Consider the following 20,319-nt stretch of genomic DNA (forward strand, 5'->3'; position numbering starts at 1 on the left):
GACTGCCGGGAATAGCGGTGTCCATGTGGTTGTTGCGCGAGAGCATGCGCGCCATCGTCTACGACCCGCAAGCCCCTGCCAAAGTCCGTTTCGGCGAGACCGCCGAACCCGCGCCGGGTGACAGTCAGGCCGTGATCCAGGTGCACGCCATTGCGCTGAACTTCGGGGAACTGCACTTCATCGACCACATGCGTAAGCCTGGCGAGGTACCGGGGTGGGACAGTGCCGGCGAGGTGGTGCGAGCCGCCGCCGACGGCACCGGGCCCCAGCTCGGCGCCCGCGTGGTCGGTTTCGGCGGCGAAGCCGGCTGGGCCGAACGCCGCGCGGTGGACACTTCGAATCTGGCCGAGCTGCCCGAGTTCGTGGAGTTCGAGGAGGCCGCGGCCCTTCCGGTCGCCGGAGTGACGGCCTTGCAGGCGGTGCGGGCGCTCGGTCCGGTGGTCGGACGTCGGGTCCTCATCACCGGGGCATCCGGCGGCGTGGGGCGGTTCGCCGTCCAACTGACGGCGAGAGCCGGCGCCCACGTGGTCGCCGCCGTCGGCAGCCCGGCCCGGGGCGAGGGCCTGACCGAACTGGGTGCCGCCGAGGTGGTCGTCGGCTTGGACGGGGTGACCGAACCGGTGTTCGGCGTGCTCGACAACGTGGGCGGCGGGCTGCTGGCGCAGGCCTTCACGCTGGTCTCCGACGGCGGTTCGGTGCAGTCGATCGGGATGGCGTCCAACGAACCCACCACCATCGACTTCGAAGCGCACCGCCGGCTCGGGAAACGGAAACGGCTGGAGCCCTTCACCGTTCGCGCACCGTTCGATGCGGACCTGCGGTATCTGCTGGAGTTGCTCGCCGACGGCGAACTCGATCCGCAGATCGGGCTACGCGACTCCTGGGACAATATCGCCGACGCGGCGCAAGCCCTGTTGAACCGGCAGGTCCCCGGCAAGGCCGTGCTGCGGGTCGGCCAGTCGGGATCCTCGGCGAACCCGAGCTAGTTGCCCTGTCCCCCGCGCCCGAGCGCGGCGAGATTGGACACCGGGTCCTTCCCGTTGATCAGGTAGTCGCCCAGGATGCGTGCCTTGTAGACCCTCGGGTTGTGCGAGGCCAGGGTGCGGGCATTGCGCCAGTGGCGGTCCAGCCCACGCTGCTCGGACACCCCCGACGCACCGAGAGCGTCGAACACCGTCGTGGTGGCGCGCAGCGCGGCGGCGATGATCACCAGCTGTGCCTGGGTCACCGCGACCTCGGCAGCGATCAGGCGCCGTTTGGCGTCCTCGGCGGTGGCGTCGATGCGGTCCAGCGCCGTCCCTGCCCGGGCCAGGGCGGACTCGGCCGCGAACGCGTCGGCCGACACCTCACCGATGACCGCCAGCAGTTGCGCGTCGTCCGAAGGCACCTCGGTGAGTCCCTGCGGATAGTTGCGCTTGCGGCCGGTGAGCGCCGCCGACCCGTCCCGCAGTGCCGCCCTGGTGATTCCGGTCAGCACCGACAACATCGCCGTCTGATAGAAGTGCCCCTGGTAGGCAAACCGGTCGGCAGCAGGGAACACATCGCCGCGTTCGGCCCGCACCTCCTCGTAGCGAGCCGTGCCGCTGGCCGTGGTGCGCTGACCGAACCCGTCCCAGTCGTCGATCAGGGTGACACCGGGATCCGCGGCCCGCACCAGCGCGGTCAGCAGCTCACCGTCGTCGCCGCGGCCGAGCACATCGAGCCATTCGGCGTAGAGGCTGCCGGTGGCATAGAACTTCGCGCCCGTCACCAGGTAGTGGTCGTCCTCGACGGACACCGTGGTGACCAGGTTGGCCAGCGTGACGTTGTTGGCCTCGGTCCAGCCGCCGCCGACGAACTGACCGTCCCGCAACCGTTGGATCCAGACGTCATTGGTATCCGACACCGGGGCGTTCAGCCGGTCTTCGACGAATGCCAGGTGGTTACGCCAGATGTGCGCGACATTGGCATCGGCCTCGCCGAGGTCGGCCAACAGCAGGAACACCTGCTGCAGCGACGCCCCGAAACCGCCACGGGCCACCGGAATCCGCAACGTGCCGAAGCCTGCCTCGTTGAGCAGCCGTACCTGTTCGTGTGGGAAGGTGCGCGTGCGTTCACGTTCCAGATTCGCCTCGGCGATCTTCTGGAAGGCCGGGGCGAACTGAGCTTGCAGTTCGTCGAGATCTGCCGTGGGTGTCTGCAGATATGTTGCGGCGGAGCTCATCTGGTAGGCCCTTCGGAATCGATGCGGTAAGCGGATTGGCGCTCGACGGCGACATAACCCAGCCGTTGGTAGAGCAGATGCGCCCTGCTCGCGTTGTTGATATCGGTGCCCAGTGACGCGATGGTGAACCCGCGCCGCAGCGCCGCCAGCCAGACTTTGCGCAGCAGGAATTCGCCGATCCCCGCCTTGCGTTGGTCTCGGCGCACGCCGATGTAGTCGGTGTGCGCACTCCGCTCCTCCACCGCGCTCGGGGTCAGATAGCTGTACGTGGAGCCGAGCACATAGCCCACCACCGCGCCCTCGGCGTCGATCACCGCATTGCTGAAATCCGGTGTGAAAGAACGGCTCTGGATATGGTGTGCGAAGATCTCCGGCGTCTTGGACATATTGCCGAAATGTTCCAGGAAAGTGTCGTATTGGAGCCGGCGCACCTGTTCCTCCAGGCCGCGGTCGATGACCTCCGACCAGCTCAAGTAGGTGAATCCGGGGAGCGTCAGTGCCTGCAACGTCTCGATCTTCTCCTGGTCGAGCGGCTTGCGCGTTCGGATGAACCGGCCTTCCTCCGTGGCACCGTGGCGGATCAGGGCATCGACTGCGACCTGCTGCTCCGCGCCGATGAAGCTGCGCAGAAAGGCGCCCGGGATGGTCGCCGACTCACGAGTGAACCGCGCGATGGTGGCGTCCACGGCGTCGTCGATCACGGATGCGGGCGTGGCGGGGTCGAAGACGAACTCGGCCAGGATCTCTGGTTGCAGCCCGTGCGGTTGGTGCAGCACGGCGTAGCCGCGGACCCGTTGCGATTCGTCACGCACCGCGATCGCCCCGCCGGGGAAGGCGCCCCCGAGTTGTTCGGCGATATCACGCGAGTCCGCCGCGAACTTCCGCCCCGCGATACCCGCGGTGGTGGCCAGGAAGTCGGCGATCGGTGGGTGGTCGAGTGCCGTCACGGGTGCGGCGGTCCAGCTGCCGACGGCGCGTTCGTGCACGAGCGTCACGGCGTCACCGTTTCCTTGTTCCCGGACGAAGGGTGATCCAGGACGTCGAGAATGCCCTCGTCGACCAACCGCTGCTGCTCTGCCTCGGACAGGGTCTGGATGGTGCCGACGCGACGCGCCACGTCGGGGTTGGTGCGCTTGAGGTACCAGTACCAGATCAGGCCGGCCAGCAGGATGCCCGCGAAGATCAGCGGCAGGATGTTGAACGGGAACTCCGGCACCGGGTAGAAGTTGCTGAAGAAGACGTAGCCGAGCGCCAGCGTCGCAGCAGCGGACACGGTGAATCGCAGCGGGGTCAGTGCCTTGATCTTGTACAGCCAGATCGGCGTGGCGATCACGACCAGCAGATAGCTGGTCAGGAAGCCCCAGTTGGCGACGTACCCGCCGTACACCTCGAACACCACGCGACCGGCCGAGCTGACGGTGGCCACCGTCGAGAAGATGAGGCCCAACACCCCGATGAACGCGATACCCACCCACGGTGTCTTGTACTTGGCGTGCACCTTCGTCAGCGCTGACGGCAGCGCACCTTCGTGAGCGAAGGTGAACAACGATCGCGCGGCGGCGGTGGTGACCGCGGTGACGAACACGATGAAGGCGACTGCCACCGCGCCGCTGACCACGTAATTGGCCCAGGACACCCCGGTCGAATCAGCGAGCTGCGGCAGGATCGCCTTGTCCCCGTCGATGGAGCCGAAGAACAGGATCTGCGGGTACGTGGCGACGATGTAGAGCACGCCGAGCAGCAGCACCACCCGCAGCAGCGAGCGCGCGATGCTGCGGTGCGCATCTTTTGCTTCCGCCCCGAGCGAGGCGACACTCTCGAACCCGGCGTAGGAGCCGACCGCGGACACTGCGGCGATGAACGTGGCGCTGTTGCCCAGGTGCGACGGGTTCCACTGCTCCCAGTCGATGCGGAAACCGTAGGCGACATAGGCCGCGACGATGATCACCAGGATCGACGCGATGGCGATGAGTTCAAAGACCAGTTCGTACTTGGCGGCAATGGAGACCCCGCGGAACGGCAGGTAGGTGGCCACGCCGACGATGACGACGACCAGCAGCAGTCGGAACCACGTTGCCTGCGAACCCAATCCGATGGACTCCAGGAACGAGTCCAGGTAGACCACACCACCCAGGGTGCCGGTGGTGGCGAAACCGATGTAGCCGACCAGCAAGCTGAAACCGGCCGCGTAGGCGAAGCCGGGACCCAGCCCGTTGCCGGTGTAGGTGCCCAGCGAGCCGGATGACACGGTGCGCTTGGCCTGGAAGCTGATGGTGGCTGCAATCAGGGCGGTGATCACCAACCCCACGATCACCGCCCAGGCCGCTCCGGTGCCGGCGGCGAGGAAGAGCGAAAACGGCACCGAGGCGACCGCGACACTGGGGGCGGCCGCGGCCAACCCTTGCGCGAAGACGCCCCAGAATCCCAGCGCGTCCCGTTCCAGCCCATGCCCTTCCGCGGAGGACAGGGCGCGACCGCCCAGCTCCACACGAGTCGGTGTCGACATGATGCCCGCCTTCCTACCCTGAGCGTCACGTAATCTGTTGACGCACAGTCATTTAACGAAGTGTTGATGTGGATGTCACGATGCCGCAGGATTCGCTGCGGCATCAGTGATCAAATCGACGGGATTTTTTGCCGCCGGAACGCGGTACCCGGATGATCGGTCGGCAACAGTGCGGATTCTGTGCCGAAAATGCGCTGCCGCAACGTGACTGCCTCGCCCGCACCACCGGCCTCACGCGCACGTCCACGCCGGCGCAGCTCGGGGATCAGGTACTCCACGACGTCGGCGAAGCTACCCGGAGTGACGTGGTAGACGATGTTGAAACCGTCGACCCCGGTGCGTTCGGCGTACCGTTCGAGCGCGTCGGCCACGGTCGGCCCCGATCCGACGAACAGCTCGCCACCGAAACCTCCCAGCCCGCCGACGTAATCCCGCAGCGTGATGCGCTGGCGGGCATCGGGATCGGCCACCGCGGCGAGAATGGACCGGCTGGCGTCGGTATCGAACTGTTCGATCGGCCGGTCCACGCCGTACTCGGACCAGTCGACACCGGACAGCGCCGACAGCAGTACCAGGCCCGCCTCCAGGTCGTGAAAGCGGGACAGGTCGGTGACCTTCGCCTGGGCCGCCGCGTCCGTGCTGTCCACCACGATCTCGACCGAGGTGAGGAACTTGATGGCATCGGGCCGCCGACCGTAGCCCGCCGCGCGACGACGGATATCGTCGATGTTGGCCCGCAACACGTCGGGCCGGGGATCGCTGGCAAACACCAGTTCGGCGTTACGGGCGGCGAATTCCCTTCCGGCGGGCGAAGTCCCGGCCTGGAACAGCACCGGGGTGCGCTGCGGGGACGGCTCGACCAGATGGGCACCCGGCACACTGAAGTAGGGGCCCTCGTGCCGGATCGGGTGCACCTTGGTGGCATCGGTGTAGACGCCGCGTGCGCGGTCCCGGAGCACCGCCCCGGGTTCCCACGAGCCCTCCCACAGTTTGTAGGTGACCTCCAGGAATTCACCGGCGATGGCGTAGCGCTCGTCGTGCGGGATCTGACGGTCCCGGCCGATGATGTTGCGGGCGGCGCTGTCCAGCAGCGAGGTGACGATGTTCCAGCCGATCCGGCCACCGGTGAGGTGGTCGAGCGTGCTGAACTTGCGGGCGAGCAGATACGGACTCTCGTAGGTGGTGGACACCGTGATACCGAACCCAAGATGTTCGGTGGCCGCGGCCATGGCCGATACCGCCAGGAGTGGATCGGTCACGGGGGTCTGCACCGCGCGGGTCAGCGCGGTATTCGCGTTGCCGCCGAATACATCCAGTTGGCCGACGGCATCGGCGATGAACAACGCGTCGAATCCGCCGCTGTCGAGCAGTTGCGCCAGTTCTACCCAGTACCGCAGGTCGGTATAGCGGGAGGTCTGGTCCTCGGGGTGACGCCACAGACCGAAATTGCCGTGCGACACCGTCGACATGGTGAAGCCGGCCAGGACGAACGGTTCTGTCATGACCGAACCGGTGCTTCCAGCCCGAGATGCGCGCGCAGGGTGGTACCCGCGTACTCGTGCCGGAACAACCCGCGCTTACGCAGCACGGGCACCACCTGTTCGACGAAAAGCTCGGCCTGCCCGGGCAGTCCGGAGTCACGCAGCACGAAGCCGTCGGCCGCGCCTTCGGTGAACCACTCCTCGATCTCGTCGGCGATCCGCTCCGGTGTGCCGACCACTCCCGCGCCCCAACCGTTGACCGTGCGGTACAGGAACTCCCGCACCGTCGGACTCTCGGCCGCCAGCGCACGGTAGCCCGCGAGCGCGGTCTGATGTGTCTCGGTGGAGTCCGGGAAAGCCGACGCGGGAACGGGTCCGTCCAGGTCCGCCCCGGTGACGTCGACTTCGACCTCCAACAACCAGCCGGCCTGGTACTCGGGGCTGAAGTACTCGTATTCGTCCTGCTGCGCCCGGCGCGCCTCGTCCTCGGTGGATCCGATGACATAGCGGAAGGACGGGGTGATCAGCGGCGGCCGGGTACGCCCGAAAGTGGCTGACTCCTGGTGGATCTGCCGGTAGAACTCCTGCGCGCGGGCCCTGTTGCCGTGGCTGGTGAAGATGACCTCGGCATGCTTCGACGCGAAAGACCTTCCGGTGGGCGAGGAGCCGGCCTGGAACAGGACCGGTTGTCCCTGCGCCGAGCGCGAGGCACCCAGCGGACCTTTGACGTCGAAGTACCTGCCGTGATGCTCGGTAGGGCGGATCTTGCTGACATCGTGGAAGACTCCCGCCGCGCGGTCTTCGACGACGGTGTCCTCACCCCAACCGTCCCAGAGCTTGCGCACGACTTCGAGGGCTTCCTCGGCGATCGCGTAACGCTCGTCGTGACCGACCACCCCGTGCGCGCTGAAATTGTCCGCGGCGGCCTGGGCGAAGCTGGTGACCAGGTTCCAGCCGGCCCGGCCCCCACTGAGGTGATCGAGTGAGAGTAGTTGGCGGGCAAGGTGATAAGGCTGCTGCAGGGTGGCCGATCCGGTGACGACCAGGCCGATGCGCTCGGTGACCGAGGACAGTGCGGCAGTCGCCGTCAGCGGCTCGAAGTCCTCCGGAGTCTTGTACGCCCAGGTGGCCGGTGGCCCGTAGTTCAGTCCGTCGGCGAAGAACAATGCGTCGAAGGTGCCCGCTTCGGCGGTCTGTGCGTGCTGGATGAGGCGCCGCCGCACCCCGGCGGTGCTGTTGTCGGCGGCCGGATGACGCCACGGTCCTGCGGATCGCGTGTTTCCGAAGGCAAGGAGGTGCAGTTCTTTCGCCACGGCCGACAGGCTACGACCGGCCCGGCGAAATCCTCAGGGTTGCACTCAGCAGGATGGAATCGGAATAACAGGTGGATGCACCACACCGTCGCAGTCCTCGCGAGTCCGCAGTGCTCTCGGAAAGCCTTGCCGCCCTTGCCGACCCACTACTTCTTCTTGCTGGCGTTGTCCACCATCTTGGCCACGATGGTCGCCGCCTCGTCGTTGATGCCGTACGAGCACGCCCACGCTTCGAGGGTGACATTGGAGACGTAGGACATGGCGTGCTCACACTCCCAGCCGCCGGCATCTTCTTGCGTGGTGCGCTGGCTGATCACCTGGTCCTTGGCGTCCAGATCCTCCAGTTGCCAAGTGTAGGACGACTGACCGTCGTCGACCGTCACCGCCGACCCACCGCATTTCTTCCACGTCGACTTGGATTTCTCCCAGAAGCGCTGGGCTTTGTCCGCGTTGGGATACAGCACCACCGTCTGCTCGACCCAGTGCTGATTGTCGTCTTCGGGTTCCCGCGCCACCTGGTCGCGCACCGACGTCCAGCCACTGCCGTCATAGACCGGTTGCTCGGCGCCGTAGATGGCACCCAGGCAGTCCGGGTCGGAGATCGAGCGGGAATGGTCGGTCATCTGGTCCAGCTCGCTGGTGATCTCCATATCGGTCGACCCCATGACCGCATTGATGTCGTGGACCGTCAACAGCACCTTGGCGAGCTGGGCGTCCTTGAGCGGCGGCACGTCGGCGGGAGCCGCGCTGCGGTCGCGTACCGCCACGCCCGAGACTGTGCTGACGCAGCCGGTCATCAGCATGCACCCCGCTAGGACTGCCAGCAGAGCACGAGCAGATTTTGCGGCACTGTTCACCGCGCCATTGTGACCGATGGCGCGGCCTGAGTCACTTCTTCGGCTTGTCCGCCGCGGCATCGGAGGACAGCGCCGCCACGAAGGCTTCCTGCGGGACCTCGACCCGGCCGATGGTCTTCATCCGCTTCTTGCCTTCCTTCTGCTTTTCCAGCAGTTTGCGCTTACGCGTGATGTCACCGCCGTAGCACTTGCTCAGCACGTCCTTGCGGATGGCGCGGATGTTCTCGCGAGCGATGATTCGCGACCCGATCGCCGCCTGCACCGGCACCTCGAACTGCTGGCGCGGGATCAGCTCCTTGAGCTTGGTGGTCATCTTGTTGCCGTACGCCGCCGCGCCGTCCTTGTGCACGATGGCGCTGAACGCGTCGACGGCCTCCCCCTGCAGCAGGATGTCGACCTTCACCAGGTCGGCCTCCTGCTCGCCGGCCTCCTCGTAGTCGAGGCTGGCGTACCCGCGGGTGCGCGATTTCAACGAGTCGAAGAAATCGAAGATGATCTCGCCGAGCGGCATCGTGTAGCGGAGTTCGACGCGCTCCGGGGACAGGTAGTCCATCCCACCCAGCTCACCGCGCCGCTGTTGGCACAACTCCATGATGGTGCCGATGAACTCGCTGGGTGCGATCACCGTGGTCTTGACCACCGGTTCGTACACGGCGCGCACCTTGCCCTCGGGCCAGATGGACGGGTTGGTCACGATGAGCTCGCTGTTGTCCTCTTTCACCACGCGGTACACCACGTTGGGCGCGGTCGAGATGAGGTCGAGATTGAACTCCCGCTCGAGGCGCTCACGGGTGATCTCCATGTGCAGCAGACCCAGGAATCCGCATCGGAAGCCGAAGCCCAGCGCCACCGACGTCTCCGGCTCGTAGGTCAGCGCGGCATCGTTGAGCTGCAGCTTGTCCAGGGCCTCGCGCAGCACCGGATAATCCGAGCCGTCCACCGGGTACAGGCCGGAATACACCATCGGCCGGGGTTCGCGGTATCCGGTCAGCGCCTCGGTGGCGCCGTGCCGGGCCGAGGTGACGGTGTCACCCACCTTCGACTGGCGGACGTCCTTCACCCCGGTGATCAGATAACCGACCTCACCGACGCCCAGTCCGTCGGAGGCCTTCGGTTCCGGCGAGACGATGCCGACCTCGAGCAACTCGTGCGTCGCCCCGGTCGACATCATCTTGATCTTCTCGCGCGGGTAGAGCTTGCCGTCGACCACACGCACGTAGGTGACCACGCCGCGGTAGATGTCGTAGACCGAGTCGAAGATCATGGCCCGCGCCGGTGCGTCGGCGTCACCGACGGGCGCCGGGACCAATCGCACCACCTCGTCGAGAAGTTCGCGGACCCCCTCACCCGTCTTGCCGGAGACGCGCAGCACATCGCTCGGTTCGCAGCCGATGATGTGGGCGATCTCACCGGCGTAGCGGTCCGGGTCGGCGGCGGGCAGGTCGATCTTGTTGAGTACCGGGATGATCGTCAGATCCCGGTCCAGCGCCAGGTACAGGTTCGCCAGCGTCTGCGCCTCGATGCCCTGAGCGGCATCCACCAGCAGCACCGCGCCCTCGCAGGCCTCCAGCGCCCGGGACACCTCATAGGTGAAGTCGACGTGCCCGGGGGTGTCGATGAGGTGCAGCACGAAGTCCTCGCCGTTCACCGACCAGGGCAGCCGGACGTTCTGCGCCTTGATGGTGATACCGCGTTCCCGCTCGATATCCATCCGGTCCAGATACTGGGCGCGCATATCTCGGTCGGCGACGACGCCGGTGATCCCCAGCATCCGGTCGGCCAGCGTCGACTTGCCGTGGTCGATGTGGGCGATGATGCAGAAGTTCCGGATCTGCGCCGGCGCAGTGAACGTCTTGTCGGCGAAACTGCTGATGGGAATCTCCTGGTCCAAGCTCGATAGGTTGCTCCAGCGTATCGAGCATGGACCGTCGCGACACAATCGGAGGACCTATCCTCGTCGGTATGGCGTCGCAGTGGAAGAACTTCCAACGCTTCGCGGAGCATCTTGTCTTCAACGAAGCGCCCAAGCTGATCCGGCAGTTGCCGACTCCCGAGCGGGTCCTGCAGCAAGGGATCAAGATCGGCTTGGACGTACTCGCCGGCACCCCGGCACAGCAGCAGCCTCCGGCCATCACCGCCGGACGGCCGGTGACCAGCGAGAGCGTGCCCACCGCCCACCGGGCCCGCCGGGTCAGCTACGCCCCGGACCTGGACGGGCAGGCGGATCCCGGAGAGATCGTGTGGACCTGGGTGGTCTACGAGGACGACCCGACCCGGGGCAAGGACCGGCCCGTGCTGGTGGTGGGACGTGACCGCAGTGTGCTGCTCGGGTTGATGCTGTCCAGCCAGGAGCACCACGCCGGCGACCGCGAGTGGGTCTCGATCGGGGCCGGCAGCTGGGACTACGAGGGACGCCCCAGCTGGGTGCGGCTGGACCGGGTGCTCGACGTCCCCGAGGACGGCATCCGCCGGGAGGGCGCCGTGCTCGATCGCGAGAAGTTCGAGATCGTCGCCACCCGGTTGCGCGCCGAGTACTCATGGTCCTGAATACCGCGGCGTCCTGAATCCGCCGAACTGATCAAACGGGCGGGATTGTGCGAGTGGATTCCGCAATTTCGTCGATCTCGGCGCGCGTCCAGTGCGCTCAGGCCGGAACCCGCACGCCCAACCGAGAGGCCGCCACGTACCGCGGTGCGTTCGCGAACAACTCGCTGGCCGATCAGGTGGAGCAGGTCGCCACCGCCTGACCGGGCTTGCAGGGTGCGGTGTAGCGGACGCTGGGCCTGCCGTCCTCGACGGTGATGCGGCAGTCGACCCGGTAGACATCGGCCACCAGGCGTTCGGTCAGTACCTGCGCCGGCGTGCCCGCGGCCACCACTCGTCCCGACGACAGCACCACCAGGCGATCACAGAACATCGCCGCCAGGTTGAGGTCGTGCAGTGCGACCACCGCCGTGATGTCGAGATCGCGGATCAAGGTCAGTATTTCGAGTTGATGCGCGATATCGAGATGGTTGGTCGGCTCGTCGAGAAGCAGTTCACCGGGCTGCTGCGCCAGAGCGCGGGCAATCTGCACCCGTTGACGCTCCCCTCCGGACAGCGTGTGCCAATGACGGGTTGCCATATCCGTCAGTCCGGTCGCCACCAGCGCATCGGCCACCGCGCGATCGGTGTCACCGTCCCCACCGATCAGGCCGGCATGGGGGATGCGGCCCAGCCGCACCACCTCTCGCACCGTGATGTGCAGATCGGTATCAGCGTGCTGGCTGACCATCGCCACCCGGCGCGCCACGGCCCGGCGCGACAACCGGGCAAGCACCGTGCCGTCGAGTTCGACCACCCCGGAATCCGGGCGGTCCACCCCGGCCAACAGGCGCAACAGCGACGACTTTCCCGATCCGTTCGGCCCCAGCAGACCGAGAGTGCTCCCAGGTTCCGGATCCACGGTGACACCATCGAGTATCAGCCGACCCGACCTGGACCAGGCCACGTCCAACGCGCGCAGGCTCATCGGGTGACACCCCTGCGGCGCAACAGGATCACCGCGAATGCCGGCACCCCCAGCAACGCCGTGACCACCCCGGTGGGCAGTTCCTGCGGCGCGAATGCGGTGCGGGCCAGGGTGTCCACCCACACCATGAAGATCGCGCCGAGCAGTGTCACCGTCGGTAGCAGCCGGAGGTGACTCGGTCCAACGAAGAAGCGCGCGGCATGCGGTAACACCAGGCCGACGAAACCGATTGCGCCGGTGGCACTGACCAGCGCCGCGGTGATCAACGCCGTCACCACCAGCAGGATCATCCGCGCTCGGCGGACCGGGACGCCGAGTGTGGCGGCGGCGTCGTCACCGAAGGCGAAGGCGTCGAGCGTGCGACCGAATCCCACACAGCACGCCAGCCCGACGGCCACCACCAGGCCACAGGTCAACACGTCAGACCAGTTCACGCCGGCCAACGAACCGAGCAGCCAGAACAACACGCCGCGCGTCTGCTCGGCGTCGGCGGAGGACAGCACGATGAAAGAGGTGAGCGCCGAGAACAATTGGGTCGCCGCGACCCCGGCCAGCACCACCCGGTCCGTTCCCCCACCGGCCGCATACGCCAGCATCAGCACCACCGCGAAGGCCAGCAGGGCACCGGCGAATGCGCCCCCGGACAAGGACACCACGCCGGCCCCGGCGCCCAACACCACGATCAGCACCGCCCCCGTCGAGGCTCCCGAGGAGACGCCGAGCACGAACGGATCAGCCAGCGGGTTGCGCAGCAGCGACTGCATGATCGCACCGCACAGGGCCAGACCGGCACCGCAGATCGCCGCCAACGCCACCCGGGGCAGTCGCAACTGCCACACGATACCGTCCTGCAGGCGCGTCGCCCCCGACGGACCTGCGCCCAGATGTTCGGCGACGATCCGGTACACGTCGGTGACCGACAGCGCGGCGGGACCGATCGTGATGGCCACCGCGGCCGAGGCCAGCAACAGTAGGAGGCCGCACATCCACAGCGTGACCAATGCCGGCGTGCGCACGGTCAATTGCCTGCCACGAGACCCAGTTCACGCAACCGGTGCGCCACCTTCTCGGTCCCGTCGACGGTGCGGATGGACGGGTTGAGATCGGCGCCGTTGACCACGATGTAGCGCTTCTCCCGAACGGCGGTCAATTGTGCGGTCACCGGATTCGATTCCAGGAACCTGATTTTGGTATCGAGCGCATCACCGTCGATGGTGCGCCGGCTCAGATCGGCCAGCACCAGCGCGTCGGGGTCGAGGTCGGCGATCGCCTCCCAGCTGACCTGCGGCCACTCATCAGCGGTGTCGGCCAGAACATTGCGGGCACCGACCGTGCTCGCGATGATTCCGGGTGCGCCGCAGCAACCGGCCAGGTACGGCGCGCGGATGTCGGAGAACCAGAAGGCCAGATCGACATCGGCGGTGACAGCGGTATCCGTCATGCGTCGCTGCAGCTCGCCGATCAGCTTCTCGCCACGGTCGGTGACATCGAAGATCTTGGCCAGGTCCCGGATTTCGTCATAGACCAGGGCCATCGTCAGCGGCGCGGTACGGGCGCCGTCCTCGCTGCCCGCCACCTTGCCCACACAGTCGCTGGGCGCGAGATAGGTCGGCACACCCAGCCTGTCGAACTCAGCGCGATCGGCAACGCCGCCGGGGCCGAGGGTTCCTGCGAAAGATGCGGACACGAAATCGGGTTCGGCATCCAGCACCGCTTCCATCGAGGGTTTGTTCGCCGACAGTTGCGGGACGCGCGCGTTGGCGGATGCGAGGTCGGGGCGGATCGGGTCGGTCCACGTGGCGGTGCCCACCATCCGGTCGGCAAGGCCGAGCGACAGCAGAATCTCCGTCGAGCTCTGGTTCACCGAGACCGCCCGCGCCGGCGGCGCATCGATCACCACATCGTGACCGCAGTTGCGCACCGTCAGCGGAAATCCACTGACTGCACCGGGTTTGCTCGTCTGCGCCACCTCGCCACACCCGGCGAGGACGAACGCCGCACAGACGACGACCAGCCTGCCGATCATTTCGCCGGCCCGATCGAGGCGAACCCGGCGGCGAGCCGTTCGACCGCCTGGACCTGCCGGATGCCGGGATCCAGTTCGGATCCGGTCAGCACCACATAGCGCTTGTGACGCACCGCCGTCAGGTTCCTGGTGACCGGATTGGATTCCAGGAACGCGATTTTGGTGTCCAGCGCGTCACCGTCCACCCGCCGGCGACTGAGATCGGCCAAAACCAGGACATCCGGATCTCGGTCGGCCAGCGCCTCCCAGCTGACCTCGGGCCAGTCCTCCCGTGCGTCGGCGAACACGTTGGCGGCACCCAGTTCGCGCGCATAGAGCCCGGGCGCCGAGCAGCATCCCGCGAAGTACGGTGCCCGCAGACCGGAGAACCAGAACGCGACGGTCGGGTGGGGCATGGACGGCACGGGGGCGACGGACAGTCGCCGCTTGAGCTGGGCGACCAGTTCCCGGCCGCGGTCCTGCACATCGAAAATTGCCGCCAATTCTGCTATCTCGCGAAACAGAGTGTCCATCTGCAACGGAGCTGAGCGGGTGACGTCGGCACCGTGGACGTCGGCACCTGTGCACACCGACGGCGATTGATAAGTGGGAATGCCCAATTGAGCGAACCGGGTCCGGTCGGCCACCACCGCCGGGGTGAAGGTATGTGCGCTGGCCGAGGTCACCAGATCCGGCTCGACACTCAGCACCGTCTCCAGGGAAGGGTCATTGTCGGCGAGCCGGGGCACCTTGGCACTGTCGGGGGCCAGCTCAGGAAGCACCGGATCGAACCATGTCGACGTTCCCACCATCCGGTCGGCCAATCCGAGCGACAGCAGGATCTCCGTCGAGGCCTGGTACAGCGAGACCGCGCGTTGCGGCGGCCTGTCGAACGTGACTCGGACACCACAGTTGTCCAACGTCAACGGATAGCTCGTACGGCCGGCGGTGAGAGCCGCCGTCGGGGCGCGTTCGGCGGATGTCGCGGGACTGCATGCGGTGACGACAGTGAGGACGGATACGAGCATGGCGAAAGCGCGCACGGCAGGGGCTTCCTTCGATACGGGGCCCGGTCGCGGGGCCGTCGACGTTCGGTACCGGCGGCAGGCAGTCGGACTCGAGGCGTTCGCCTCACACCGTTGCGCGTCAGCTCCGGATTCTCACCGGATTCCCCTGCTGGTCGGCATCCGCACTCTACCGGAGCAGCTGTCTCACCGTGGCTGCCGCCACATCCGTCTCACCGTGGCTGCCGCCACATCGGCCACAGCGACGGGCCGTCCGGAAGCGCGATCTCCCCGGTCACCTCGAAGCCGAACCGTTGGTAATAGCCGATATTCGCGGGATTGCTCGACTCCAGATATGCCGGGGCGTGCTCGGCATCGCAGCGGTCCAGCCGGGACCGCATCAACGCCTGGCCCTGACCGCTGCCCCGCACGGACGGATCGCTGCCGATCACCGCGAGGTACCAGTGCGGCTCCTCCGGGTGATGGCGCTGCATCAGTTCCTCGGCCTGCTGCCCGCGGCGCAGGGCTGCGCCGAATGCCAGCAGCAACCCCGGAGCGGCGCGCACCTGCTCGCCGACGGTGTGCCGCCACTGACCCGGCGGGTCCCACAGCGCTGCTGCGCCGAGCACCGAACCCGCGGCCGCCACCTCGACCCCACCGCGCGAGAGGTGGTGGTGACGGGTCAGGGCCGCGAACACCCGATGCAGTTTGCGTCGCCGGGCCACCGGATCGGGCAACATCCAGGCCATCACCGGGTCGTCGTAGAAGGCGCGGCCGAGCACCTGCGACAGTGCGGCGATATCGGCGCGGACAGCGGGACGGACGTCGACGGTGGTCACAACCCCAGGGTATTCAGCCCTGGGTGATGTAGGCCTGCAATTGTTCCTGCTGGGATTCCAGTTCCTGCATCCGGGTCTTCACGACATCACCGATGCTGACGATCCCGGCCAGCCGTCCGTCGTCGAGCACCGGAATATGCCGCACCCGGTTGTGGGTCATCGCCGCGCTCAGGCTGTCCACCGAATCACTGGATGAGCAGTAGACGAGGTGCTTGGTCATGATGTCCGCGACGGGGCGCTCCAGCAGATCCGCACCCAGCTCGTGGAGTTTGCGGACCACGTCCCGCTCGGACACGATGCCCACCGGACCATCCGGTCCGACCACCACCATCGCGCCGATGTTGCGCCTGACGAGGCCCGCCAGCAGCACGGCGACCGTGGTCTCCGGGGCGATCGTGGCGACCGCCGATCCCTTGTTCTTCAGCACGTCGGAGATGCGCACCGGACCTCCCTGGTGATGTGGGTCACACCAGAGTAGGTCGGTTCGGCGCCGGACGAAAGCCCCGGCGGCCGGGCCCCGCTCAGTCGAAAGCGTGCAGGCTGACCCGAAGTGCGATGGCGGCGTCGTCGAACTGCGCGGCCTGTGCGGTGATGCGGCCGATCTCGCTGGGGCGTTTGAGCAGTCCACGCACGGCGATGGTGGCGACCTGCTCGCCGACCCGGATCGCCTCCTCGGCGCGGTCACCATGGTCGGGATGCAGCCGGGTTCGCTTCTGAGCGCCCTCGTCGAAGTTCAGCAGCAGACCCGCGGTCTCGTCGCGGTCGCAATCGATGAACTTGCCCTCCCCCACCGCGGCGCCGATCAGATCGACCACCCACTGGCGCAGCCGCTCGTAATCGGCCCAGAACTGGTGGAACTCGGCGCGCTGTTCATGGGCGATCCGCTGGATCTCGTTGAAGTCGATAGGCGACATCGCCAGCTGCATGGTGTCGAAGCGCAGCAGCCGGTACAGCTTGACCGCGGGCGAGCCCGATCCCGCGCCCACCTCGGCGATGAATTTCAGCGGTGCGCGGTTGACGAGCAGCGTCTCCTGCAGGAGCTGCTCCTTGTTGCGGAACCAGTAGTACAGCGAGGACTGCTGCAGACCGGCGGCGCGCGCGATATCGCTCATCGTGGTCTGGGCGTAGCCCCGTTCCGAGAACAGCTTGGTGGCGGCATTGACGATCCCGGTGCGTGGCGACTCGGGCGGCCCGCCGCCGGTTTCCGGTCCCGCCTCAAGGCGCGGGCGTCCGATGGCACGGACCTGCGCCTTGCGCTCGGGTGGTGGCACGAGGCGCATTCTAGAACGGATCGCTACGCCAGCGGCGGTTGCTCGTCCCGGGCCGCCGCGACGACACCTCGGGCCGCGGTGACGATATCGCGCCACAGCGCGAGCCCGAGTTCCTTGGAGGCGCGTGACGGATATCCGGTCACCCCGTTGGCCGACACCTGGGCCACCGAGTACCGGAAGACCAGCCCGGCCGTCCGGTCGGGGTCGTCGGCCTCCGCGAAGCGGTCGGTGTGCACCAGTTCGGGCCGCAAGGCCAGCATGATCGACGTCTCCGCGGCATTGGCGTGCCAGTCGACCGCGTCGGCGGTGGCCCGGGCGGCGATCTCGGGGGTCAGATCCCACCACTGCAGGACACCGATCCGGCCCGCGGGATGCTCGCGGCGGAAGCGGTCGCAGGCCAGCCACAGCGGTGCCGCGTTGCCGACATGCCCGTTGACGAACAAGATGCGCCGCACTCCGGAGTCCAGGCAGGCCCGCGCCACCTGGTAGGCCCGGGCAGCGGTGTCCTCGCCGGAAAACGCCACCGTGCCCGCCAGCTCCGTGCCGTGAAACTGACTGGCACCGTAGGCGATCGCGGGCAGCACCACCGCCGGCGCGCCGTCACCACCGGCGGCCGCTTCGGCGACCGCGGTGGCGATGACGGTGTCGGTACCGACCGGCAGGTGCGGCCCGTGCTGTTCGGTGGCGCCGACCGGGACGAGGGCCACCAGGGCCGGGTCGGCCGCCACGGCCGCCGCCAGTTGCGTCGAGGACAGTTCCTCCCAGCGCATGGTCACCAGAACCGCAGGTAGCGCTCGGTCTCCCAGGACGAGACATGGGCGGTGAAGGAGTCCCACTCGGCACGCTTCTCGGCCACGAACGACTCGAACATCGCCTCGCCGAAGACCTTGCGCACCAGTGGATCCGCTTCGAGCGCATCGATGGCTTCACCGAGGGATCTCGGCAGCCAGCCGATTCCGCGGGCGGCCAGGTCCAGTTCGGAGACGTTGTAGAGGTTGTCGCGGTTGGGCTCGCCGGGATCCAGGCCCTCGCGGATACCCTCCAGTCCCGCCGCCAGCATCAGAGCGGCACCGAGATACGGGTTGTTGGCGCTGTCGGCCGCCCGGCACTCCACCCGTCCCCCACCCTTGGGGATACGCATCATGTTGGTCCGGTTGTTATCGCCGTAGCAGGCGAAGATCGGCGCCCACGTGAGCCCGGACATGCTGCCCTGCTTGACCAGTCGCTTGTAGCTGTTGACGGTCGGGGCGATCACCGCGCAGATCGCCGACGCGTGACGCAGCACCCCGGCGGTGAACTGGTAGCCCAGCGTCGACAGTCCACAGCCACGCGGGTCGTCGGCCTCTTCGAACAGGTTCACCCCGTCGACATCGGCCAGCGACATGTTGTAGTGCGCACCACTGCCGGTGCGATCGGCGAACGGTTTGGGCATCCAGGACGCGAACAGGCCGTGCTTGCGGGCGATCTCACCGACCATCATCCGGAAGAACACCAGCCGGTCGGACATGGTCACCGCATCGGTGTAGGTGAAGTCGGTCTCGAACTGGCCGTTGCCGTCCTCGTGGTCGAACGAGTAGACGTCCCAGCCGAGATCGTTCATCGCCGTGACGATCTCGTCGACGACGGGATAGTTGTGCAACAGGCCCCGCAGGTCGTAGCAGGGCTTGTCCAGAGTGTCGTCGAGGCTGGCCGGCGCCGGCGTCCCGACCCGGTCGTCGGTGAGGAGGAAGAACTCGGTCTCGATGCCGAGGTTGAACGTGTAGCCCAGTGTCGCCGCGTCCGCGGTGACGCGCTTGAGGATCTGTCTGCTGCAGGCCTCGAAGGGGACGTCACCGATCCAGAGGTCGCCGGGGAACCACGCCACTTCCGTGTTGAAGGGCGCGATGATCGCCCCACCCAGGTCCGGATGTGGCGCGACCTCGTCGTCGTTGACGTCCTGTGGGACGCCGTCCAGCGCCGCCCCGGTGAACATCTCCGACCCGCGCGCAGCCTGCCCGAGGTGGTTGAGCGGCACCATCTTGGCTTTCGGTTTGCCGTGCATGTCGACGAAGCTGATCGCGGCGTACTTGACCCCGGCGGCACCGAGTCGCTCGGCGACCTCCGTTGCGGCAGTGCGTTGTACGTGTCCGTTCAGGGTGCTGGTCATATCTTGTCCTTTCAGCCGGCGGAGGCGAGGTCGGCGGTGTGGGAGACGATTCCGAGTTCACGTCCGAGGTAGCGGTAGAACTCCCACAGCGGTTGTTCCAGGTGTGACAGCCGCCCGGTCGAGGTCACGCCGGCCCGGACCGACTTCTGCACGGCGGCGCAGACGTCGAGGTCTTCGCGGTGGATATCGCAGATGGACTTCACGAGCTGGCTGCGCCGAGCGTCGAGGTCGGGCGCCGCGAGCGCGGCGGGCGACATCGCGATGTCGAGGTGGATCTCCACCTTCCCCGCGCCGACGGGCAAGGTCTTGAGCCAGTACATGAAACCCGGGCCCAGCGAGATCTGCAGCAGCGGATAGGCGATGAAGATCAGCAGCTTGTGGCTGTGCTCGGGGGTCAGCGTGTCGGCGCCGGGCGCCAGAAAGGGCTCTTCGGCCGGGTAGCCGTCCGCTTGGCGGGACCACATGGTGGTGAAGTAGGGGCCGCCCTCACCTGCGCCGCTGAGTTTGGCGGGGAACTCGTCCTCGAGGGTGCCGCGATGGGGGCCCATATGGTGGTAGCACTCCATGAAGTTGTCCACCATGATCTTCCAGTCCCAGTCGCAGACCCCCCAGTCGGTGTGTTCGACGATCTGGTAGTTCTCGAAGTCGTACGGATCGACCATCGGGGCGAGTCCGGCGAGCTGTTCGGCGACGGGTGCCGCCTGTCCGTCGAAGTTGACGAAGACGAAACCTTTCCACACCTCGTGCCGGAACTGTTTGAGGCCCCAGTCTTTTCGGTCGAATCCTGCGGACTGCTTCATCTCGGGGGCGCCTGCCAGGTGACCGTCCAGGCCGAAGGACCACAGGTGGTACGGGCATTGCAACACGCCGGCCTCACCGGCACCGCTGCACACCTCCATCCAACGATGGGTGCAGTTGCGCGACATCACCCGGATGTCGTCCTTGCGGTCGCGCGTCACCACCAGCGGGGTGCCGAGGATGTCGATGCTGTAGTAGCTGCCCGGTGACGGTAGTTGTTCGATGCGACACAACGGTATCCAGCCACGTTTGAAGATCCGATCCACCTCGGCGGCATACAGTTCGTCGCTGCCGTAGGCCTCCGGGGGCAGAGTGATGGCGTTCTCCGGTGAGTCCACCGCACAGGTGGCGGTGAGCCGGGAGTAGTCGAATGCCATGGGTGACT

At 67.0% G+C, this 20,319-nt stretch carries 20 protein-coding genes; 3 read left to right on the top strand and 17 right to left on the bottom strand.

The window, feature by feature from the left end; all coding sequences use genetic code 11:
* Nucleotides 1–44 precede the first annotated feature (44 nt).
* On the top strand, nucleotides 45–986 hold the full coding sequence (locus tag H7J86_RS21915) for a zinc-binding dehydrogenase (RefSeq protein WP_308204865.1): 942 nt from the start codon (nucleotides 45–47) through the stop codon (nucleotides 984–986).
* Here the strand turns inward: H7J86_RS21915 and H7J86_RS21920 are convergent.
* From H7J86_RS21920 to lepA, 7 genes are all read right to left on the bottom strand, one after another.
* The gene (locus H7J86_RS21920; RefSeq protein ID WP_267293458.1) at nucleotides 983–2,203 is read right to left on the bottom strand and encodes an acyl-CoA dehydrogenase family protein; all 1,221 of its coding nucleotides are present in this window, start codon (nucleotides 2,201–2,203) and stop codon (nucleotides 983–985) included. The genes H7J86_RS21915 and H7J86_RS21920 overlap by 4 nt on opposite strands.
* Entirely contained in the window at nucleotides 2,200–3,198 is a 999-nt protein-coding gene (locus H7J86_RS21925) for a GNAT family N-acetyltransferase (RefSeq protein ID WP_267293460.1), read from the bottom strand. The genes H7J86_RS21920 and H7J86_RS21925 overlap by 4 nt, the downstream gene beginning before the upstream one ends.
* The gene (locus H7J86_RS21930; RefSeq protein WP_090353459.1) at nucleotides 3,195–4,709 is read right to left on the bottom strand and encodes an APC family permease; all 1,515 of its coding nucleotides are present in this window, start codon (nucleotides 4,707–4,709) and stop codon (nucleotides 3,195–3,197) included. Before H7J86_RS21930 ends, H7J86_RS21925 begins: the two co-directional genes overlap by 4 nt.
* A 110-nt stretch (nucleotides 4,710–4,819) precedes the next feature.
* On the bottom strand, nucleotides 4,820–6,211 hold the full coding sequence (locus tag H7J86_RS21935; protein WP_267293462.1) for an NtaA/DmoA family FMN-dependent monooxygenase: 1,392 nt from the start codon (nucleotides 6,209–6,211) through the stop codon (nucleotides 4,820–4,822).
* Nucleotides 6,208–7,503 (bottom strand): NtaA/DmoA family FMN-dependent monooxygenase, encoded by a 1,296-nt coding sequence (locus H7J86_RS21940; RefSeq protein WP_187096228.1) that lies wholly within the window; start codon nucleotides 7,501–7,503, stop codon nucleotides 6,208–6,210. Before H7J86_RS21940 ends, H7J86_RS21935 begins: the two co-directional genes overlap by 4 nt.
* 146 nt (nucleotides 7,504–7,649) lie before the next feature.
* Complete coding sequence (locus H7J86_RS21945) at nucleotides 7,650–8,300, bottom strand: sensor domain-containing protein (RefSeq protein WP_187096229.1); 651 nt, start codon at nucleotides 8,298–8,300, stop codon at nucleotides 7,650–7,652.
* Nucleotides 8,301–8,391: 91 nt separating this feature from the next.
* Entirely contained in the window at nucleotides 8,392–10,299 is a 1,908-nt protein-coding gene (lepA, locus tag H7J86_RS21950; protein WP_090353453.1) for a translation elongation factor 4, read from the bottom strand.
* A 23-nt stretch (nucleotides 10,300–10,322) separates the two neighbouring features.
* Between lepA and H7J86_RS21955 the strand changes: the two genes are divergently transcribed.
* Together H7J86_RS21955 and H7J86_RS21960 are read left to right on the top strand one after the other, a co-directional pair.
* Complete coding sequence (locus H7J86_RS21955) at nucleotides 10,323–10,907, top strand: type II toxin-antitoxin system PemK/MazF family toxin (RefSeq protein WP_170847060.1); 585 nt, start codon at nucleotides 10,323–10,325, stop codon at nucleotides 10,905–10,907.
* 53 nt (nucleotides 10,908–10,960) lie between these two features.
* Nucleotides 10,961–11,107 carry a hypothetical protein gene (locus H7J86_RS21960; RefSeq protein ID WP_267293464.1) on the top strand — a complete coding sequence of 49 codons (147 nt, stop codon included), beginning with the start codon at nucleotides 10,961–10,963 and terminating at the stop codon, nucleotides 11,105–11,107.
* Here H7J86_RS21960 and H7J86_RS21965 read toward each other — a convergent pair.
* The 10 genes from H7J86_RS21965 to H7J86_RS22010 all read right to left on the bottom strand — a co-directional run bounded on the left by H7J86_RS21965 (nucleotide 11,080) and on the right by H7J86_RS22010 (nucleotide 20,311).
* Nucleotides 11,080–11,871: an ABC transporter ATP-binding protein gene (locus H7J86_RS21965; protein ID WP_187096231.1), complete on the bottom strand. Its 792-nt coding sequence runs from the start codon at nucleotides 11,869–11,871 to the stop codon at nucleotides 11,080–11,082. The genes H7J86_RS21960 and H7J86_RS21965 overlap by 28 nt on opposite strands.
* Complete coding sequence (locus H7J86_RS21970) at nucleotides 11,868–12,857, bottom strand: FecCD family ABC transporter permease (RefSeq protein ID WP_372517327.1); 990 nt, start codon at nucleotides 12,855–12,857, stop codon at nucleotides 11,868–11,870. The genes H7J86_RS21965 and H7J86_RS21970 overlap by 4 nt, the downstream gene beginning before the upstream one ends.
* A 32-nt stretch (nucleotides 12,858–12,889) precedes the next feature.
* Nucleotides 12,890–13,897, bottom strand: a complete 1,008-nt coding sequence (locus H7J86_RS21975) for an ABC transporter substrate-binding protein (protein ID WP_267293468.1) — start codon at nucleotides 13,895–13,897, stop codon at nucleotides 12,890–12,892.
* Nucleotides 13,894–14,904, bottom strand: a complete 1,011-nt coding sequence (locus tag H7J86_RS21980) for an ABC transporter substrate-binding protein (protein WP_276065686.1) — start codon at nucleotides 14,902–14,904, stop codon at nucleotides 13,894–13,896. The genes H7J86_RS21975 and H7J86_RS21980 overlap by 4 nt, the downstream gene beginning before the upstream one ends.
* 209 nt (nucleotides 14,905–15,113) lie before the next feature.
* Nucleotides 15,114–15,719 carry a GNAT family N-acetyltransferase gene (locus tag H7J86_RS21985; RefSeq protein WP_235632646.1) on the bottom strand — a complete coding sequence of 202 codons (606 nt, stop codon included), beginning with the start codon at nucleotides 15,717–15,719 and terminating at the stop codon, nucleotides 15,114–15,116.
* Nucleotides 15,720–15,732: 13 nt separating this feature from the next.
* Nucleotides 15,733–16,161, bottom strand: a complete 429-nt coding sequence (locus H7J86_RS21990; RefSeq protein ID WP_090353445.1) for a CBS domain-containing protein — start codon at nucleotides 16,159–16,161, stop codon at nucleotides 15,733–15,735.
* Between the two features lie 79 nt (nucleotides 16,162–16,240).
* On the bottom strand, nucleotides 16,241–16,999 hold the full coding sequence (locus H7J86_RS21995; protein WP_090353443.1) for a TetR/AcrR family transcriptional regulator: 759 nt from the start codon (nucleotides 16,997–16,999) through the stop codon (nucleotides 16,241–16,243).
* A 14-nt stretch (nucleotides 17,000–17,013) separates the two neighbouring features.
* Nucleotides 17,014–17,760 (bottom strand): creatininase family protein, encoded by a 747-nt coding sequence (locus H7J86_RS22000; RefSeq protein WP_267293910.1) that lies wholly within the window; start codon nucleotides 17,758–17,760, stop codon nucleotides 17,014–17,016.
* Nucleotides 17,761–17,762: 2 nt separating this feature from the next.
* Entirely contained in the window at nucleotides 17,763–19,136 is a 1,374-nt protein-coding gene (glnT, locus tag H7J86_RS22005) for a type III glutamate--ammonia ligase (RefSeq protein ID WP_090353440.1), read from the bottom strand.
* An 11-nt stretch (nucleotides 19,137–19,147) separates the two neighbouring features.
* Nucleotides 19,148–20,311 (bottom strand): aromatic ring-hydroxylating oxygenase subunit alpha, encoded by a 1,164-nt coding sequence (locus H7J86_RS22010; protein WP_090353439.1) that lies wholly within the window; start codon nucleotides 20,309–20,311, stop codon nucleotides 19,148–19,150.
* Between the last annotated feature and the right edge of the window lie 8 nt (nucleotides 20,312–20,319).

The organism is Mycobacterium hackensackense (assembly GCF_025822555.1).
Taxonomy (GTDB): domain Bacteria; phylum Actinomycetota; class Actinomycetes; order Mycobacteriales; family Mycobacteriaceae; genus Mycobacterium; species Mycobacterium fluoranthenivorans.

Bases quoted from the DNA above. Each gene is read 5' to 3' on its own strand.
- H7J86_RS21915 (WP_308204865.1), top strand. From the start codon at position 45: ATGCGCGCCATCGTCTACGACCCGCAAGCCCCTGCCAAAGTCCGTTTC.
- H7J86_RS21920 (WP_267293458.1), bottom strand. From the start codon at position 2,203: ATGAGCTCCGCCGCAACATATCTGCAGACACCCACGGCAGATCTCGAC.
- H7J86_RS21930 (WP_090353459.1), bottom strand. From the start codon at position 4,709: ATGTCGACACCGACTCGTGTGGAGCTGGGCGGTCGCGCCCTGTCCTCC.
- H7J86_RS21935 (WP_267293462.1), bottom strand. From the start codon at position 6,211: ATGACAGAACCGTTCGTCCTGGCCGGCTTCACCATGTCGACGGTGTCG.
- H7J86_RS21945 (WP_187096229.1), bottom strand. From the start codon at position 8,300: ATGACCGGCTGCGTCAGCACAGTCTCGGGCGTGGCGGTACGCGACCGC.
- H7J86_RS21955 (WP_170847060.1), top strand. From the start codon at position 10,323: ATGGCGTCGCAGTGGAAGAACTTCCAACGCTTCGCGGAGCATCTTGTC.
- H7J86_RS21965 (WP_187096231.1), bottom strand. From the start codon at position 11,871: ATGAGCCTGCGCGCGTTGGACGTGGCCTGGTCCAGGTCGGGTCGGCTG.
- H7J86_RS21970 (WP_372517327.1), bottom strand. From the start codon at position 12,857: ATGTGCGGCCTCCTACTGTTGCTGGCCTCGGCCGCGGTGGCCATCACG.
- H7J86_RS21975 (WP_267293468.1), bottom strand. From the start codon at position 13,897: ATGATCGGCAGGCTGGTCGTCGTCTGTGCGGCGTTCGTCCTCGCCGGG.
- H7J86_RS21980 (WP_276065686.1), bottom strand. From the start codon at position 14,904: ATGCTCGTATCCGTCCTCACTGTCGTCACCGCATGCAGTCCCGCGACA.
- H7J86_RS21995 (WP_090353443.1), bottom strand. From the start codon at position 16,999: ATGCGCCTCGTGCCACCACCCGAGCGCAAGGCGCAGGTCCGTGCCATC.
- H7J86_RS22000 (WP_267293910.1), bottom strand. From the start codon at position 17,760: ATGCGCTGGGAGGAACTGTCCTCGACGCAACTGGCGGCGGCCGTGGCG.
- glnT (WP_090353440.1), bottom strand. From the start codon at position 19,136: ATGACCAGCACCCTGAACGGACACGTACAACGCACTGCCGCAACGGAG.
- H7J86_RS22010 (WP_090353439.1), bottom strand. From the start codon at position 20,311: ATGGCATTCGACTACTCCCGGCTCACCGCCACCTGTGCGGTGGACTCA.